Annotated in this window: 10 protein-coding genes; 4 read left to right on the forward strand and 6 right to left on the reverse strand. The window is 43.4% G+C overall.

The features are described from left to right. Positions 1-404: 404 nt before the first annotated feature. Positions 405-4,241 carry an ATP-binding protein gene (locus H6G77_RS01665; RefSeq protein ID WP_190870651.1) on the reverse strand — a complete coding sequence of 1,279 codons (3,837 nt, stop codon included), beginning with the start codon at positions 4,239-4,241 and terminating at the stop codon, positions 405-407. A gap of 888 nt (positions 4,242-5,129) precedes the next feature. Here H6G77_RS01665 and H6G77_RS01675 point away from each other — a divergent pair. Continuing rightward, the gene (locus H6G77_RS01675) at positions 5,130-5,366 is read left to right on the forward strand and encodes a hypothetical protein (protein WP_190587980.1); all 237 of its coding nucleotides are present in this window, start codon (positions 5,130-5,132) and stop codon (positions 5,364-5,366) included. 205 nt (positions 5,367-5,571) lie between these two features. On the opposite strand, the gene H6G77_RS01680 is transcribed toward H6G77_RS01675, so the two are convergent. Then, positions 5,572-9,342: a hydantoinase B/oxoprolinase family protein gene (locus H6G77_RS01680; protein WP_190870652.1), complete on the reverse strand. Its 3,771-nt coding sequence runs from the start codon at positions 9,340-9,342 to the stop codon at positions 5,572-5,574. 103 nt (positions 9,343-9,445) lie between these two features. On the opposite strand from H6G77_RS01680, the gene H6G77_RS01685 reads away from it, so the two are divergent. Further along, the gene (locus tag H6G77_RS01685; protein ID WP_190587982.1) at positions 9,446-10,360 is read left to right on the forward strand and encodes a bestrophin family protein; all 915 of its coding nucleotides are present in this window, start codon (positions 9,446-9,448) and stop codon (positions 10,358-10,360) included. A gap of 11 nt (positions 10,361-10,371) precedes the next feature. Here H6G77_RS01685 and H6G77_RS01690 read toward each other — a convergent pair whose 3' ends face one another. Then, positions 10,372-11,217 carry a M28 family peptidase gene (locus H6G77_RS01690; protein WP_190587983.1) on the reverse strand — a complete coding sequence of 282 codons (846 nt, stop codon included), beginning with the start codon at positions 11,215-11,217 and terminating at the stop codon, positions 10,372-10,374. Between the two features lie 332 nt (positions 11,218-11,549). Between H6G77_RS01690 and dnaK the strand changes: the two genes are divergently transcribed. Both dnaK and H6G77_RS01700 read left to right on the forward strand, forming a co-directional pair. Then, entirely contained in the window at positions 11,550-13,646 is a 2,097-nt protein-coding gene (dnaK, locus tag H6G77_RS01695) for a molecular chaperone DnaK (protein WP_190870653.1), read from the forward strand. A 154-nt stretch (positions 13,647-13,800) separates the two neighbouring features. Further along, on the forward strand, positions 13,801-14,793 hold the full coding sequence (locus H6G77_RS01700; RefSeq protein WP_190587985.1) for a DnaJ C-terminal domain-containing protein: 993 nt from the start codon (positions 13,801-13,803) through the stop codon (positions 14,791-14,793). 151 nt (positions 14,794-14,944) lie between these two features. Here H6G77_RS01700 and H6G77_RS01705 read toward each other — a convergent pair whose 3' ends face one another. From H6G77_RS01705 to H6G77_RS36565, 3 genes are all read right to left on the reverse strand, one after another. Then, positions 14,945-17,308: a heavy metal translocating P-type ATPase gene (locus tag H6G77_RS01705; protein ID WP_190870654.1), complete on the reverse strand. Its 2,364-nt coding sequence runs from the start codon at positions 17,306-17,308 to the stop codon at positions 14,945-14,947. A 262-nt stretch (positions 17,309-17,570) separates the two neighbouring features. Next, positions 17,571-17,789, reverse strand: coding sequence for a DUF6887 family protein (locus tag H6G77_RS01710; RefSeq protein ID WP_190870655.1), 219 nt, complete (start codon positions 17,787-17,789; stop codon positions 17,571-17,573). Continuing rightward, positions 17,789-17,965, reverse strand: coding sequence for a DUF6888 family protein (locus H6G77_RS36565; RefSeq protein ID WP_396020662.1), 177 nt, complete (start codon positions 17,963-17,965; stop codon positions 17,789-17,791). The genes H6G77_RS01710 and H6G77_RS36565 overlap by 1 nt, the downstream gene beginning before the upstream one ends. Positions 17,966-18,094 lie beyond the last annotated feature (129 nt).

Raw genomic sequence — 18,094 nt, forward strand, 5'->3', positions numbered from 1 at the left:
GTCGCGTCATTGCGAATTGCGAATTGGTATAAATTTCCAGGCTCATAGCCAAAGTCCACGCTTTATGGACTGTCAGACATTTTTGCTTGAGTCATCTGAATATGACTTGCGCTATGAGACTCGGAATTGATTCCGAGGTGGGACTCAACTAACATTTATTTGTGTGTACACCATAACGCGATGTGCAACTTATTCTTGAAACCCCTCTCCAAACCTCTCACGCCAGTCGCTACAACGGAGGGAACCTCCGCAACGCGCTGGCTCCCCGAAGCGGAGAGAGGCTTTGAATCTTGCTCCCCTTCCCTTGTAGGGAAGGGGTTGGGGGTTAGGTTTGAGAGAAAGTTGCACACGGCGTACCATAAGCTTTTTAACTCTCGCCTTCTTCCAGGAAATGAGGGGAAGTGTCAAGTTCTACCGACTAAGCTGGCGACTACTGTCACTAATTCAGCAGGTTTGATGGGTTTAGGTAGATGTAGTTGAAAACCTGCTTGAATAGCACGCATTCGGTCTTCGGCTCTGGCGTAGGCGGTGAGGGCGGCGGCGGGAATTTTACCGCCTTTTGCTGGAGGTTGCGATCGCAATTGGCGAATTAATGAATAGCCATCTTCACCGGGCATCCCAATATCACTAACTAACACATCTGGTTGCCACTGAGCAATCATTTGTAATGCTTCTGGGACTGAAGCAACGGTTTTTACTTGGGCTTGACATTGTTGCAATACTGTGGATATGTACTCCCTGGTGTCGGCTTCATCATCTACAACTAGGACGCGCACACCAGCTAGGGAGGGAAACGCAGGTAAAATATCACTGTTAGCTTCAGTTAGGCTGACTGGTGCAGATATAGTTTCTTTATTGAGTAGTAAGGGTAATTTAACTGTAAAGGTTGTACCTTGTCCGTCTCCGGGGCTATCAACAGTGATCATACCACCGTGTAATTCTACTAGGTGACGCACAATTGCTAAACCTAACCCTAAGCCACCGTGCGCCCTAGTGCTGGAACTGTCGGCTTGACGGAAGCGGTCAAATACGTAAGGGAGAAATTCGCTGTTAATCCCTATACCCGTGTCAATGATTTGAATTTGGGCGTACGTGATAGATTCGGAATGATGAGCAACACTTCTGGTAAGTTGAATTTCAACTTTACCGCCTTGGGGTGTAAACTTAATAGCATTTGATAGCAAATTCCAGATAATTTGTTGTAAGCGATCGCTATCACCAGAAATTAAAAATGCTGCTTCTCCATAATTTGCCCACGCAAATTGCAACTCGATTTCTTTGGCTTGGGCGGCTAAAGTGACAGTTTCAATTGTCGATTCAATAATCGTGATTAAATTACAAGTAGCAACTTTTAGCTGTAACTTACCGCGAATCATCCGTGAGATATCAAGTAAGTCTTCAATCATTTGGGTTTGCATCTTGGCATTCCGCTCAATGGTTTCTAGCGCCTTACTGATTTGAGTTTCGTTGAGTTTGCGACTGCGTAATAATTGCGCCCAGCCGAGAATTGCATTGAGGGGCGATCGCAATTCATGGGAAAGTATAGCTAAAAACTCATCTTTCATCCGGTTGGCTTGCTGCAACTGCTCTGTTTGCTGCTGCAAGGAAGTAATTAAACTTGAGCGTTCCATTGCGATCGCAATTTGATCACAAATCGCCTGCATCATACTTCTTTGATTTTCGGTGAAGAAATTACGGCTGCAACTGCCAAAAGAAAGAGTCCCGAACAACTTGTCTTGAGCAATTAAAGGGTAACTGTAGTAAGCCTGAATACCTAAAGAACGAATTAATGCTGTTTTGATATCAGTTGATTGTTGGACATTTTCAACATAAATGGGTTGGCGATATTGGGCTGTAGTACCGCAGACTGCTTGACCAAATTCTAACAACTCAATCTCTTTTGCTAGTTCCTCGCTAAAGCCTCGATAAGAAGCAAGACGCATGACCTGAGAATTATCTTCAACCAAGTAGTTAAGGTAAATATCTATACTAATTTGTTCTTGGAGTTGGCAGAAAACGCTATCAATGAGTGTGACTGGTTGCTGACTAGATAATAAGGCGCTGGCGGTACTAAATAGTAATTGCAGCCGTTGATTACCTACTGATAATGCTTTTTCGGCTTGCTTGAGTTTAGTAATATCTTGGAAGACGAAAATGCAGGTAGCTGGAAAACCGTGCATTGCTGGCAGTGTATCTGCAAAAATTAATAAAGAATATGTGCCTTGGCTGGTGTGCCAGTCTACTTCTATACCATTTAAACGTTCACCACGGGCAACACGTACCCCTGGCATTTGCTCATTGGGGATGCGATCGCCTGTGGCATCTGTATAATAATATGCTGTGTGATATTCTTCGGCTGGGATGCCTTGGGGAAATTCACCGCCTGCTAACTCATTGGCTGTGCGATTGGCAAATGTCACCCTTGCTGTTCCTGGTTCAATCAACAGCAATGGTCTGGGCATAAGATTTAACACATCTTCCAGCCATTTGCGTTGGTTTTGCTGTAATTCTTCAGCTTGCTTGCGACTAGTAATATCTAAAAATGCGCCAATACAACCTCTGCTGTTACCTTCTTCGTCAAACAATGGTGCAACATATTCTAATAAGTTAGTGACTCGGCCATCGTTATGAACCACATCCACTTCCAAATCCAAAACTTCTACACCATGTGCGGCTGCATACTGCATTGGTAGTTCTTCTGGCGATAATTCTCGACCTTCGCAGTAAACTTTAAATGTTTGGGGTCGTTCTGCGGTAGGCGCAGTCAGAGAAGCATTGATATCTGTGGAGATACCGAGTTGCTTGGCAAAACAAGGGTTAACGCGAATATTTCTACATTCACGATCTTCCGCAATCCCAATTCCTATCGGAATCACATCTAATAAGGTTTGCAGTTCGACTACTCGCCGTTGTAAATCTCGATTGAGTTGGAGAATTTGTTCTTGTGCTTGTTGGCGTTCGGTTAAGTCCAGAATAAAAGCTACCAATTCTTCCCGTTTTTCTCCCACGAGAACATAACCAACTAATACAGGTATGCGATGACCATCTTGGCGGAGATATGCTTTTTTGTATGGTGTACAAGCGCCATTGGTATTACTTTGGGCTTCGGCGATCGCTTGTGCATCTAAATCCAGGTACTCTGGTAAGATGATTTTGTCTTTGTTTAATTCACCCGCGAGTAAATCTGCGCGGGTATAGCCAACCATTCTCAAAAATTCGTCATTGGCTTGGTGAATGTTGCCATAAATATCACCCAACACAATTCCAATGATGTTCGCATCTACGAAACTTTTGAGTTTTTCTTCATAGACTCTAAGTGCTGTTTGCGTGTATTCATGCTTGTACCACAGCCTTTCTACTAAAGCAGCACACTGCCAAATTAACAGAGCAAAAATAATAATCAAAACCAGTGCAAATATCGCTATGGCAAAAGCTGAATCATAATATCCGACTCGTTGACCTTGAACAATTAACCAGCCTAATAATAAAGGTACAGCGATCGCCGCTATTAATAAACGACGCGCCAACAAACCGCCATAACTTTCACTGGTAATGACGTGCATAAATCCTTGGTCAGTACTTGACCAGAGAATCCCGATACACAGCACACTAAACATTAATACTGTGTGCAATGCCATTGGTGTGCCATTCAAAAACAAACTGTAGAGAATTTTGATGTCGTAGGTGTAACCAATCAATGCTTCTAAAGAAATTACACCAGCTATCAAAGTCAAAATTTGAGCATACCAATAATGGCGTTCGCGTTTTGGATGGATTAAAATTTCTAACCCACAGCCCAAACAGAAAAAGTTAATGGCGGTATTAATTCCCATCCGTCCAGGATAAGCTGACACAGCAGGAGTTTGTGTATCTCGCAACAGCAGCTGATCAATGCCAAAATTCTCACCAAACAAATATTGAATGATTGTGAGTAAGCCAATAATTATAGGGATGAAACTCAATACTCTCATCAGCCAGAAATAAACTTGCTGTTTTTGCTTGGCTGGCTGATTTTGGTTGATTTGTAGCAGCCACAGCGACACACCTAATAAGATAAAACATAATGCTGTGTTCGCTTTCATGGTGAACAACCTGGGGTTGTTACCTATTTTGAGAAATTCAATGTTGAACATCCACCCAAGCAGCACAAAACTACCTGTGAAGGTGGCGATCGCTGCTGCAACCTTAACTACTTTTGAATTCCGTGCATTTTGCATTTGCAAGCGGTTTCTGTTTAACATTGATATTTTTACCGCATCTCTAACTAGAATAACTTGCTAAAATTTCGCTGCAACGTGCTTTTACATCTTGTATTGCTCGTCTCCGATATCATAATAAATGAACTCTTTTTCACCTGTATATAATAAAACTCTGAGTTGATTTTGGTGAAGCTGAAATTAACTGTGATTGTCTATAGTTCTTTGTTCCTTGCTAACATTTTTACAATATTCAGTCATTGCCTGTATTTATCTCTCACTAAAGTTTAGATTTTTCTGTCTTCTTCCGTAAGAGAGAGGACTCATTTATGTCTATTGTGAGATGATGCGATCGCTTGTTTATAAAAAAGCAACTTTCGGAATTCAAATAATATCCCAGCAAAATTAACCATCTTCAGCCAACGTCGATTTTTTGGCTGCTTGTACTAATTCTTCTTCAGTGCATTGATATAAATCCCGCAAACGAAATACTTGCCATACTTCCATTTTGGGTGTTGTTCTACCTTTCTCCCAGTTACGAATCGAAGATAAAGCGCAATCTAATTCAATAGCTACATCACTAATTCTTCATCCTGTACGGTGTCTTAATGCTCTTAGATCCATATTTCTTGAGCATTAAAATTCAATACGGTTCAGTTCAGATCCCCCCGCCTGCGGCGACCCCCTTAAAAAAGGGGTAAAAGAAGGTTATTAGCCCCCCTTTTTAAGGGGGGTTGGGGGGATCTTCAGAAGATTAAAACTTTAACTGAACCGTATTGTATGAAAATTTGTTGGCGCTAAAACTTGGCGCTAACAATTGACAATTGACAAACGATATGGTATTGAGATTCAATTTTTGTTGAAGAGGCGTTAGCATCCCCGCCAAGAGACTCGCTAACGCCCTTTACTAAACTCCTTATGGATAGATTAATCATGCCACAAAACAGCAATTACAAAGATTTCGTCTCAGAAACTCAGACCTACGCTTACAAAGAACGTTTAAATTCTTGGATTGTTGCGCGTTTATTTCCAGATATGCAACGGGTTACAGTTGCAAGATTTCGCAGTCGTTCCGATGCAGACGGTCATTTACAAAGCTTACGTAAACTCATTCCAGACGCTAATTTTGTGGTGGTGTTTGACTGTCCACGTCAGAAAGCAGTGATTTAAATTTTACAAGAACTTTTAGATCCCCGACTTCTTAAAGAAGTCGGGGATCTGGATTGAACACTAGTGATTTAAGTAGGGTGCGTTATGGCTTCAGCCTAACGCACCGCCAGATGATGATGGTGCGTTAGGCGCTATTATATATTTTGTGATGAATGAGCTACACAATTTGCGCCTAACACACCCTACGAGAATTTTTATTTTTACTTTATAAATAATCTCTTATGAATGATTCAGTAAAACCATAACCACCACCGCCAGGAGTCTCAATCACAAACACATCATTAATATTCATTTCCACCACAGCTTTACTACCTAAATCCTCAACAGTTCCATCACACCGTTCAACATAATTTCGTCCGACTTCACCGCTTGCACCATCAGATAAACCAAAAGGCGCAACTATGCGGTGATTTGACAAAATTGCTGCGGTCATTGGTTCCAGAAAACGCAAGCGACGAGTGACACCATTACCGCCATGATGATGACCTTGACCACCACTATTTTCCCGAATAGCAAAATTTTCTAACACAATTGGGAAGCGCCATTCTAACACTTCGGGATCTGTGAGACGGGAATTAGTCATGTGGGTGTGAACTGCATCTGTCCCATCAAAATCTGCACCTGCACCAGAACCGCCGCAGATAGTTTCATAATATTGATAACGCTCATTCCCAAAAGTAAAATTATTCATCGTTCCTTGAGAAGCAGCGAGAATACCCAACGCACCATATAAAGCATCGGTAATAGCTTGGGAAGTTTCCACATTTCCCGCCACCACCGCCGCCGGATAAGCAGGATTTAACATACAACCTTCAGGAATGTGAATTTCTAAAGGTTTTAGACATCCAGCATTTAAGGGAATATCATCATTAACTAATGTGCGAAAAACATATAAAACTGCCGCTTTACAAACTGCGGCTGGGGCATTAAAGTTATTAGTTAACTGTTGGCTAGAAGTACCTGTAAAGTCAATTTTGGCGCTGCGGTTTTCTCTGCTAATTGTAATTGCGACTTGAATCACGCTGCCATTATCTAAGGCATAGCTAAAACTACCATCTTTCAAAACTTCAATCACACGTCTTACAGATTCTTCAGCATTATCCTGCACAAAATTCATGTAGGCTTGGACAGTTTCTAAGCCGTAGTGGTCTACCATTTTTAACAGTTCTTGTACACCACGTTCATTGGCGGCAATTTGGGCTTTTAAATCTGCTAAGTTTTGCAAAACATTGCGTGCGGGGTAAGGTTCACTGGTCAGCAAACTAACTAATTCAGCTTCTCGGAATTTACCTGCTGCAACTAACTGGAAATTATCAATTAATATGCCTTCTTCAATGACATTTGTACTATTTGGCGGCATTGAACCGGGAGTAATACCGCCAATATCTGCATGATGCCCCCGTGAAGCGACGTAGAATAATGGGCGTGGTTCGACTGCGCTCACCAACCGAGAGTGGGGGAAGACTGGGGTGATAACGGTAATGTCTGGTAGGTGAGTACCACCGTTGTAGGGGTTATTGGAAACAAAAACATCACCGGGTTTGATGGTGTCGCCATAGTTAGTAATTAAAGCTTGCACACTTTCACTCATCGAACCCAAGTGTACGGGGATGTGTGGTGCATTGGCGACTAATTGTCCAGCACCATCAAAAATTGCACAGGAGAAATCTAACCGTTCTTTGATGTTGACAGAGGAACTGGTATTTTGTAAGGTTATACCCATTTGTTCAGCGATCGCACGAAACAAATTATTGAAAATCTCCAACATCACAGGATCTTTTTGAGTGCTGAGTGCTGAGTGCTGAGTGCTGAGTGTTTTTTGTGTTGTTTGTCGCGTCAGTACTAAGTGATTGCGTGCAGTTAACTCGGCTTGCCAATGGGGTTCAATCACATTTGTACCCGTCGCCTCGACAATAATGGCTGGCCCTGCTACACAGTCTCCTGGCTGTAAATCTTGGCGTTGATACACTGGGGTAGTTTGCCATGACCCAGCAGTATACATTTGTATAGTTGCTATTGCTACAGTCTCTTTATTGTCCCTACGTGTAATTACAGCTTCCTCCAGTGCGTCATGCTTCTCCACCACCTCAACCGCCACCGCTTCCACAATCAACCGCTTCTCAGGCGCAATAAACCCGTAACGCTGACGATGCAACTCCTCAAACTGAGCCTGCATCATCACCACATCAGCAAAATCCACAATCAACGGTGCATCCGTCCCCTCATACTTGAGATGCACCTTGCGATAAATCTCCAAAAAGGGTGTAGGGGTATCAGAGTGTAAGGGTGTAGCAGCCTCTCCTCCCTCTGCGCCCTCCGCGCCTTGGCGGTTCGTTTCCCTGATAGCCTCCGCCACCAACCCCACAAACTCTAACTCCACTTCTCCCAACACACCCTGATTCAAAACCGCTTCCACCGACTTCTCGCGGATGACTCGTACATCTGCCAAACCCATACCGTAAGCAGACAACACCCCCGCATAAGGATGGATAAATACCTGCTGCATCCCCAAAGCGTCGGCAATTAAACAAGCATGTTGCCCACCAGCGCCACCAAAACAACACAACGTATACTCCGACACATCATAACCACGCTGGAGAGAGATTTTTTTGATGGCATTCGCCATTTTATCAACTGCGATCGCTAAAAATCCTGTAGCAACTTCTTCCGGCGTTCTGCCATCTCCAATTTCCGCCGCCAATTGCTGAAACTTCTGCCTCACCACCTCTGCATCTAAGGGTAAATTCGCCGCCGCCCCAAACACCTTGGGGAAAAACTCTGGCTGCAACTTACCCACCATCACATTGCAATCAGTCACCGTCAACGGCCCGCCTTTAGAATAAGCCGCCGGGCCGGGATTTGCCCCCGCCGATTCCGGCCCCACCCGATACCGCGAACCATCAAACTGCACAATCGAACCACCGCCAGCCGCAACGGTATGAATTGCCATCATCGGTGTTCGCAGACGCACTCCCGCCACTTCGGTTTCAAAGGTGCGTTCATACTGGCCGTTGTAGTGCGCCACATCGGTGGATGTACCGCCCATATCAAAGCTGATAATCTTGTCAAATCCAGCTATACGGCTTGTTTGCACTGCCCCAACTATCCCGCCAGCCGGGCCAGATAAAATACTATCTTTACCTTGGAAGTTCTCTGCATCCGCGAGTCCGCCGTTGGATTGCATGAACATTAGTTTGGGGGAGTGGGGGGATAATCCTTGTTGCTTGTTACTTATCTCGCCAGTTTCTGCTTCTTGATTCCCTAATGCCAATTGATGGGAGACTTGATCAACATATCGCCGCAAGATGGGGGATAAATAAGCATCGACAACCGTTGTATCACCCCGGCTGACTAATTTCATTAAAGGGCTGACTTGGTGAGAGACGGAAATTTGCGTAAATCCAATACTTTTAGCTAAAGCTGCAATTTCTTGTTCATGGGTGGTGTAGCGGTAGCCGTGCATGAACGCGATCGCACAACAGCGAATACCATCATCGTAAGCTGCTTGTAATTGTGGGCGAACTGCATCTAGATTTAACGGGATTAATTCTTCACCTTGGGCGCTGTAACGTTCCTCTACTTCAATGACTCTTTCGTAGAGCATTTCTGGCAAAATGATTTGACGGGCAAAAATATCGGGACGGTTTTGATAACCAATGCGTAAGGCATCCCCAAATCCTTGAGTAATCACTAAAACAGTGCGATCGCCTTTTCTTTCTAATAAAGCATTTGTCGCCACAGTTGTTCCCATTTTAATTGCCGCAATGCGATCTACTGGGATTGGTGCATCAGCCGCAATTCCTAAAATTTCTCTGATTCCTTGGACTGCTGCATCTGTATATTGTTCAGGATTTTCTGAAAGTAGCTTGTGAATTATTAACTGGCCATCAGGACGTTTTGCCACAATATCAGTGAAAGTTCCGCCTCTATCAATCCAAAACTCCCAACTTGCAGCCGATAATGATGCCCCATTCATTCTTTATTCCTTAAGATTTATTTTGCTACTTCTCAGGTATGATTTTTAAGTTATCAGATTATTTGCTTGATTTGTTACCTAGATGTTCCTTGAGGTAGACGGTATGACACTTGAGAAGATTCGCTGGTTTCAGATGGCTTTTCAGTTAAAAGGGTCAGTTGTCTCATCAATTTATCAACGGGTTTTGTGGTGTGGCTTGTTTGGATTTATTATATCTGTCCTGCATTATTTAGAATGGCCTGTATCGAAGCCGATGATTGGCACAATTTTGCCGAGTTTGGTGTTAGGTTTATTATTGGTTTTTCGGACAAATACTGCTTATGAACGTTTTTGGGAAGGCAGACGCTGTTGGGGAAATTTAGTTAATACTACCAGGAATTTAGCCAGACAAGTTTGGGTTACTATTAATGAAAAATCTCCTGAAGATAGAGAGAATAAAATTGCCACATTACGCCTAATTATCGCTTTTTCAGTAGCTACAAAATTACATCTCCGGGGAGAACGAGAAAATCAAGAATTAAAACAATTAATGTCTAATGCTCGATATAACGAGTTATCTACTATCGAGAATTTGCCTTTAGAAGTAGCTTTTTGGATTAGCGATTATTTGCAGGAACAGTACAATCGTGACTGTTTACATACATATCAATTAATTAATCTGCAAGAACTTTTAAATATACTTGTCGATAATTTAGGTTCTTGCGAACGTATTTTAAAAACACCAATGCCTTTAGCTTATGCAATTCATCTTAAGCAACTGTTACTTGTATATTGTTGCTTATTACCTTTGCAAGTAGTAGATACATTGGGCTGGTGGACAGGATTTATGGTGGCTGTTGTTAGCTTTACCGTATTTGGCGTTGAGGCGATTGGGTTGGAAATTGAAAATCCCTTTGGTTATGATGACAATGATTTACCATTAGACGCAATCTGCAACACAATCAAACATAATATCGAAGACTTGATTACAACACAATCAAATGCGGCGCGATCGCTGCAAGATAGTATAGCTAATTGAAATAATTACAATTAACTTAACCGTCTAATTCCCTGTTCCAAACCTTGGCAAACACCAGTGAGAAAATTTAAATCTAAGGAAGCAATATTATCACTGGGTTGATGATAATGGGGATTCCGTAAAAATGCCGTATCTGTCACCATAATGGCGGGATAGCCCAAATCCCAAAATGGTGCATGATCACTGAGTCTGGTTTGACGTACAATTAAGCCTCGGTTGGGTACTGGCAACCACTGGCTAGGTACACCCACTTTCCGAATACTCCGACTGAGGCTGATTAAATCGCGGATTGTTCGCAAATTGCCGATTAAAGCAATAAAATCACCTGTATTGGGGTAAAATTTCTCCAACGGACTAGGGTAACGCTGGGAACCTGGGATAAAGTTGCAATAACCCAGCATTTCCAAAGAAATCATTAACCGGAGTGGTTGCTGTTGTTGATGCAATAAAGCGGCATATTCCGCACTACCGAGTAAACCATATTCTTCCATATCAAACGCAACCAGTCGCAAGGGATATTTAGCTGGTTCTGCGGCAAATTTCCGGGCTAATTCTAATAACACCGCCACTCCTGTGGCATTATCATCTGCCCCTGGGGTTCCTGGCACAGCGTCATAGTGCGCCCCCATCAAAATCGGGGGTAAATTTTGGTGCTTCCCTTCAGCAGATAAATTTAAAATCAGGTTACTACAACTTTTCCCATTCACTTTAAAGGTGTGGATTTCCACACTTCCCCATTGGGAAAATTGTTGACGAATATATTCTTGGACAAAGAAATGTCCTGCTGTTGCCAAGAAAGGATCACGTTCTCTTGCAATTTCAGAGAGATGGATTTGTAATTGCTCTTGTAAATTCAACGGAAGTATTAAGGATAAAGTATGAAGTTAACCCACCAATAATTAGTAGTTCTGCCAAAAATCAATTACAGAAGTGTGGATTTCCCAACTTAAAGCACTGATAAAGTAGAGTTTTTCCACTATGGAGATTTCCCGATGCTGGGACATACTTAGCGTCGTGAATGCTATCCTAGTCTTGCAACTAGCTCTTTAACCTTAAATTTATTCAGCTTTTGCCTCAATTGATTATTATACCATTGAGGTGTTTTCCACTAATAGCTTACTGCTATTGGTAGTCTTGGACAATCATAATAAATTAATAGATATAAGACGCACTAGGAGAAGAGTAACGCATGGGCAAGGTAGTCGGCATCGACTTGGGTACAACCAACTCAGTAGTCGCCGTGATGGAGGGTGGCAAGCCGGTGGTGATTGCCAATGCAGAAGGAATGCGAACAACACCCTCCGTAGTTGGTTTCAGCAAAGATGGCGAGAGAGTGGTTGGGCAAATGGCACGACGGCAAACCGTCCTCAACCCCCAGAATACTTTTTTTGCAGTTAAACGCTTTATTGGGCGGAAGTATGGCGAACTGAATCCCGAATCGAAACGTGTGCCGTACACCATCCGCAAAGACGACATCGGCAATATTAAAATTGCTTGTCCCCGTTTGAGTAAAGATTTTGCCCCCGAAGAAATTTCGGCAATGGTACTGAAAAAATTAGCCGATGATGCCAGCCGTTATTTAGGGGAACCCGTTACTGGGGCAGTCTTGACAGTTCCGGCTTATTTTAACGATTCTCAACGACAAGCCACCCGCGATGCTGGCAGAATTGCTGGTTTGGAAGTGTTGCGGATTCTCAATGAACCTACAGCCGCTTCTTTAGCTTATGGTTTAGATCGGGGTGATACCGAAACCATCTTAGTCTTTGACTTGGGTGGCGGAACTTTTGACGTATCGATTTTAGATGTTGGCGATGGGGTATTTGAAGTTAAATCAACCAGTGGTGATACACAACTGGGGGGTAATGACTTTGATAAAAAGATAGTTGATTGGTTAGCAGAACAATTTTTAGAGACGGAAGGTGTAGACTTAAGACGCGATCGCCAAGCTCTACAAAGGTTAATGGAAGCCGCCGAAAAAGCTAAAATCGAATTATCGGCGGTGAGCGTTACCGATATTAACTTACCCTTCATCACCGCTACAGAGGACGGGCCAAAACACATCGAAACACGCCTGACTCGTTCTCAATTTGAAGCTTTGTGTAGTGATTTGCTAGGACGTGTCCGCACTCCAGTCAAACGGGCATTAAAAGATGCAGGACTCAGGCCGGAAGACATCGAAGAAGTGGTGTTGGTGGGCGGTTCCACAAGAATGCCAATGGTGAAACAATTAGTCCGCGATTTAATTGGCATTGAACCCAACGAAAACGTTAACCCTGATGAAGTCGTTGCTGTGGGTGCAGCAATTCAAGCAGGTATCCTGGCTGGGGAACTGAAAGACTTGCTGTTGTTGGATGTCACACCTTTATCTTTGGGATTAGAAACCATTGGCGGCGTGATGAAAAAACTCATCCCCCGCAATACAACCATCCCCGTTCGCCGTTCTGATATCTTCTCCACTTCGGAAAATAATCAAAACACCGTGGAAATTCACGTAGTCCAAGGTGAGAGGGATATGGCAGGAGATAACAAATCTCTGGGACGGTTCAAGCTGTATGGCATTCCCCCAGCCCCGCGCGGTATTCCCCAAGTCCAGGTATCATTTGATATTGATGCCAACGGGATTTTACAGGTAACAGCTTTAGACCGGACGACAGGTAGAGAACAAAGTATTACCATTCAAGGTGCTTCTACCTTGACTGAATCGGAAATTAACCGGATGATTCAGGATGCACAAAAATACGCTGATGTTGACCGCGAACGCAAAGAACGTGTAGAAAAACGCACCCGTGCGGAAGCATTGATTTTACAATCAGAACGCCAACTGCGAGAAGTCGCCCTAGAATTTGGGATGCAATTTGCCCGCAGTCGTCGTCAACGCATTGATAATATTTGCCGCGAACTGAAAGAAAGTTTACAAGCCAACGACGATCGCGGTATTGATCAAACCTACGCCGATTTACAAGATGCCCTTTATGAATTGAACCGAGAAGTCCGTCAGTATTACGCTGAAGACGAAGACGACGACTTGTTAGGCACAATTAAAGAAATCTTCACAGGCGGCGGCGACAAAGAACGCGATCGCGAACCAGATTACTACCGCGATAGCTACCGCGATCGGGATTCCTACAACAGCCGCGACTACGGTAGGGACAATGGTAGAGATTACAGCCGAGATTATGGCAGAGATAGAGATAGCCGTTCTTCTGCCTATGACAGTCGCCCCACACGCCGCCCATCTCGCCCCAGCTATCAAGATAATTGGGATGATGAAGATGATTGGTTGTAGTACTCCCCCTCCTTTACTTGATTAAGAAACTTGATTCAAAATACGGATTTAGTCATTGGTGATAAGTATTAAGTAATTGGTAAATAGTATTACTAGTTACTTAAAAATTATTACCAACCTCTAAAATCTAAAATCTAAATTTAAATAACTGACTATGCAAAATTTGCAAAATTTCCGCGATTACTACGAGATTTTGGGAGTACCTAAAGATGCCTCTAATGAAGAAATTAAAAAGAATTATCGGCGACTAGCTAGACAATATCACCCTGATTTGAATCCAGGGAATAAGGCAGCCGAAGAAAAATTTAAAGATGTGAATGAAGCTTACGAAGTGCTTTCTGATACTGCTAAAAGAGCGCAATACGACCAGTTTAGCCGCTATTGGAAGCAACAAGGCTTTGCAGGCAAAAAAACACCAAAACCAAAAGCTTGGGGAGAAAAACCAAGCGATCGCACCAATGGTAATCAAGTCGACCCCAGTCAATTTGCCAATTTTGAAGACTTTATCAATCAAGTAGTTGGTGTTGGTAGTCGCCAAGACACCCGAAATGGCAGTAATACCAAAACCGATCCGTTTCGTTCGCCGAATAGCAAAGTTCAATACACAGTTCCCAAAAATCCTCCCAAACCAACACGGCGAGATATTGAAGCGCGATTAACCTTACCCTTAGAAAAGGCTTATCAAGGTGGTAACGAACGCATCCGTTTAGAAGATGGGCGATCGCTAGAAGTGACAATGCCTCCAGCTATGGTCACAGGCCAAAGCATTCGGCTGAAAAATCAAGGAATTGGCGGTGGCGATTTATACCTTAAAATTACTGTCGAGCCACATCCTTTATTTAAACTAGAAGGCGCAAACATTTCCTGTCAAGTACCAGTCACTCCCAGCGAAGCGGTTTTAGGCGGATCTGTTGAAGCACCAACCCTCGACGGCCCCGTAAAAATGACCATCCCACCCGGAGTTAGGTCTGGTCAAAGATTCCGCTTGGCAAATAAAGGCTACCCCACCGATAACGGTAAACGCGGCGATCAATTGGTGGAAATTCAGATAGTTACACCGAAAAATATTAGCCCTGAAGAAAAAGAACTGTACGAAAAAATTCGACAAATTGAAACCTTTAAACCTCGTACTGATTTAATCAGTTAGGTGTTGATTTAATGACAGGACAAGGAAGATAAAATACCTTATACCAATTTCATGTGAATCTGTACTAAATGAAACTCTAGATTCTTGGCGCTCTTGGCGCTCTTGGCGGTTCGTTTCTTAAGATTCTGTGCATCTTCATACAGAATTGGTATTAGCCAATTACTTTGGCTCGAAAGTGCCGCAAACGCAGCGCATTAGTGACTACAGAAACTGAACTAAAAGCCATTGCTGCACCTGCAATGATGGGGTTGAGCAACCACCCAAATATCGGGAACAGGATTCCAGCAGCGATGGGAATACCCGCGACGTTGTAGATAAACGCAAAAAATAAATTTTGGCGGATATTACGCATAGTGGCGCGGCTGAGTTGAATTGCTGTGACTATACCTTGCAAATCACCAGAGATGAGGGTGATGTCACTAGCTGCGATCGCCACATCTGTACCTGTACCAATCGCAATTCCCACATCCGCTTGCGCCAAAGCCGGTGCATCATTAATCCCATCACCAACCATCGCTACAATTGAGTGCTGAGTTTTAAGTGCTGAGTGCTGAGTGCTGAGTGCTGAGTAATTCTCCCGTGTCTCCCTTATCCCCCATGTCTCCCTTGTCCCCCTCGTCTCCCTCCACCTTTCCCCTTGCAACAACTTAATTGCTTCTACCTTCTGTTCAGGACGAACTTCGGCTAAGACTCTGGTAATCCCAACTTCACGGGCAATACTTTCGGCAGTGTGGCGATTATCACCTGTGAGCATTACAACTTCTAAACCCAGTTTTTGCAAGGCTCGCACAGCTTGGGGAGAAGTCGGTTTTATCGCATCAGCAATCCCCATTAATCCTTGGATTTCACCATCTACTGCTAACCAAACTGCCGTTTTACCCAAGTATTCTAAGCGTTCTTGATTTGGTTGCAAGTCTGCGGTGTTAATATCTAACTCTTTCATCCAGCGTTGTGTACCGATTTGCACCAGCCGATTTGCCACGATACCCTGTACACCACAACCAGCGATCGCAGCGAAATCTCGAACATCTATGAGGCTAACATCCTGAGATTGAGCATATCTCACCACTGCTTCTGCTAATGGGTGTTCGGAATTGCGTTCTACAGAGGCGGCTAGTTGTATTAACTGAATTTCGTTACTATTAGCCGTACCGTTAACTGTGACAAAATCTGTAACTGTGGGTTTACCTTGGGTAATTGTGCCAGTTTTATCTAAGACAATTGTTTGAATTTGGTGGGCTAATTCTAAACTTTCTGCACCTTTAATTAAAATGCCATTTTCTGCGCCTTTACCTGTGCCTACCATAATTGAAGTTGGTGTGGCTAAACCCAAGGCGCAAGGACAAGCAATGATTAATACTCCAACTGTGGTAATCAATGCCAAAGAGATATTACCTGTGATGTTGAACCAAATAATAAAAGTGAGGATGGCGATCGCAATTACCGCCGGCACAAACCAGCCTGTAACTTGGTCTGCTAATCTTTGAATGGGCGCTTTTGAGCCTTGCGCCTGCTGTACTAATTGTACAATTTGCGCCAATACTGTATCTTTTCCTACTCTTGTCGCCCGAAATTGGAAACTACCAGTTTTGTTGATGGTTGCGCCAATCACTTCATCTCCTGGTTGCTTTTTCACAGGAATACTTTCACCAGTCACCATCGCTTCATCAACTGTAGATTTCCCATCAATCACTTCCCCATCAACAGGAATTTTCTCCCCAGGGCGCACCAGTACCACATCACCAATCTGCACTTGTGCGATCGGTACATCTATTTCTCCTCCGTTGCGAATCAACCGCGCAGTTTTCGCCTGTAAACCAATCAACTTACGGATGGCTTCGGAAGTTTGTCCTTTGGCACGATTTTCAAACAGCCGTCCTAATAAAATCAAAGTAATCACAATCGCCGCAGTTTCATAATATACATCCGGCATCAATCCCTGAGTAATGAAAAAGCCGGGAAATATTGTAGCGAATAGGGAATAAAAATATGCTGCACTCGTACCCAACACGATTAAAGTATCCATTGTGGCAGTATGACGCTTGAACGCTTTCCCCGCATTGACATAAAAACTTTTACCACACCAAAACTGTACAGGAGTAGTCAGAACTAATTGCAGCCAAGGGTTATGCAACCATCCAGGAATGAAAGGTAAATGCAATCCTGTCATCATTGGCAATGAGCCAATCACCAGTAAACTGCTAATTATCCCCCCTACTATGAGCTTTCGCTGCAAATCACGGGATGTTTGCTGGCGATGTCTTTTTTCTTCGTCATCTTCACCCGCCAGCAAATTTTGTTCTTGTAAAGGATAGGCAGAATAACCAGCCGCATCCACCGCATTTTGGATAGCTGGTAAATCTGTTTTTCTGGAATCATAATTAACTGTTGCCTGTTCTGCGCCAAAATTCACACTACATTCATTCACACCAGGGACAGCACTAATAGCATCTTCAATATTTTTGGCACAGGAGGCGCAACTCATCCCGCGCAGCTTCAATGTGGCATTTTCCATTTGACTCACCCCAATAGCTAACGACTATCTTCATCTTGAAGTCTCTAGCTAACTGGAGAGTCAAGGGGTTGTTGGCAGAATTTTTTGTAAGTGTGGGGTGATGTTATCCGCAGATGGATGCACCTACTCATACTTTATCAAGTAAGGCAGCAGGTAGGAGTTTCGCTTTGTTGAGTTCGGGTTTGTTTTACAAACTTACTTTTCTAAGTAATTAGGCTGCGATATTTAAGCAAGTTCTGAAAGATGGCGATCGCGCTAACATTTAGCTTGACTTGCCACTCTGATACTCTGCCATTTGCTGATGGATAGCCGCCTGAATTTTGCTGTCAAAATCTGGATCGTTGATTGTTGTGATCACAGGACGTGAACGTTCTCTACGCCTTGCCAAATAAGCTTGGAACGCAGCATCGTCGTCTCGATGAGTCAGAAAATAACGTCTTAATTCTTGATAGGACATCGCTGCATAATCCACTGAACTCATCACAGCACCTCCCCATTCGGAGTAACTTCAAATTCGATTTCTTCGCTTTGCCCTGCCAACACATACAAGTTCTGGGTTCGAGCATCAATACAAACCAGATGAATCGGCTGCAACATTCGATATGTTAAATGGTAGCAAATTCGATACAGGCACCCCAACTGACTATTAGTAGGCATCAAACCCAACTAGGTAAACAATTGTCCTGATAATACTTCCTTGCGTTTATACGCAAAAGCAAAGTTCTTGGGATGTTGGATTTTGTTTCTCAACACAACCCCCGCCTAAAATCAATATTTTTGCTATAA

Origin of the sequence: Aulosira sp. FACHB-615, assembly GCF_014698045.1 — a bacterium.
Classification (GTDB): domain Bacteria; phylum Cyanobacteriota; class Cyanobacteriia; order Cyanobacteriales; family Nostocaceae; genus Nostoc_B.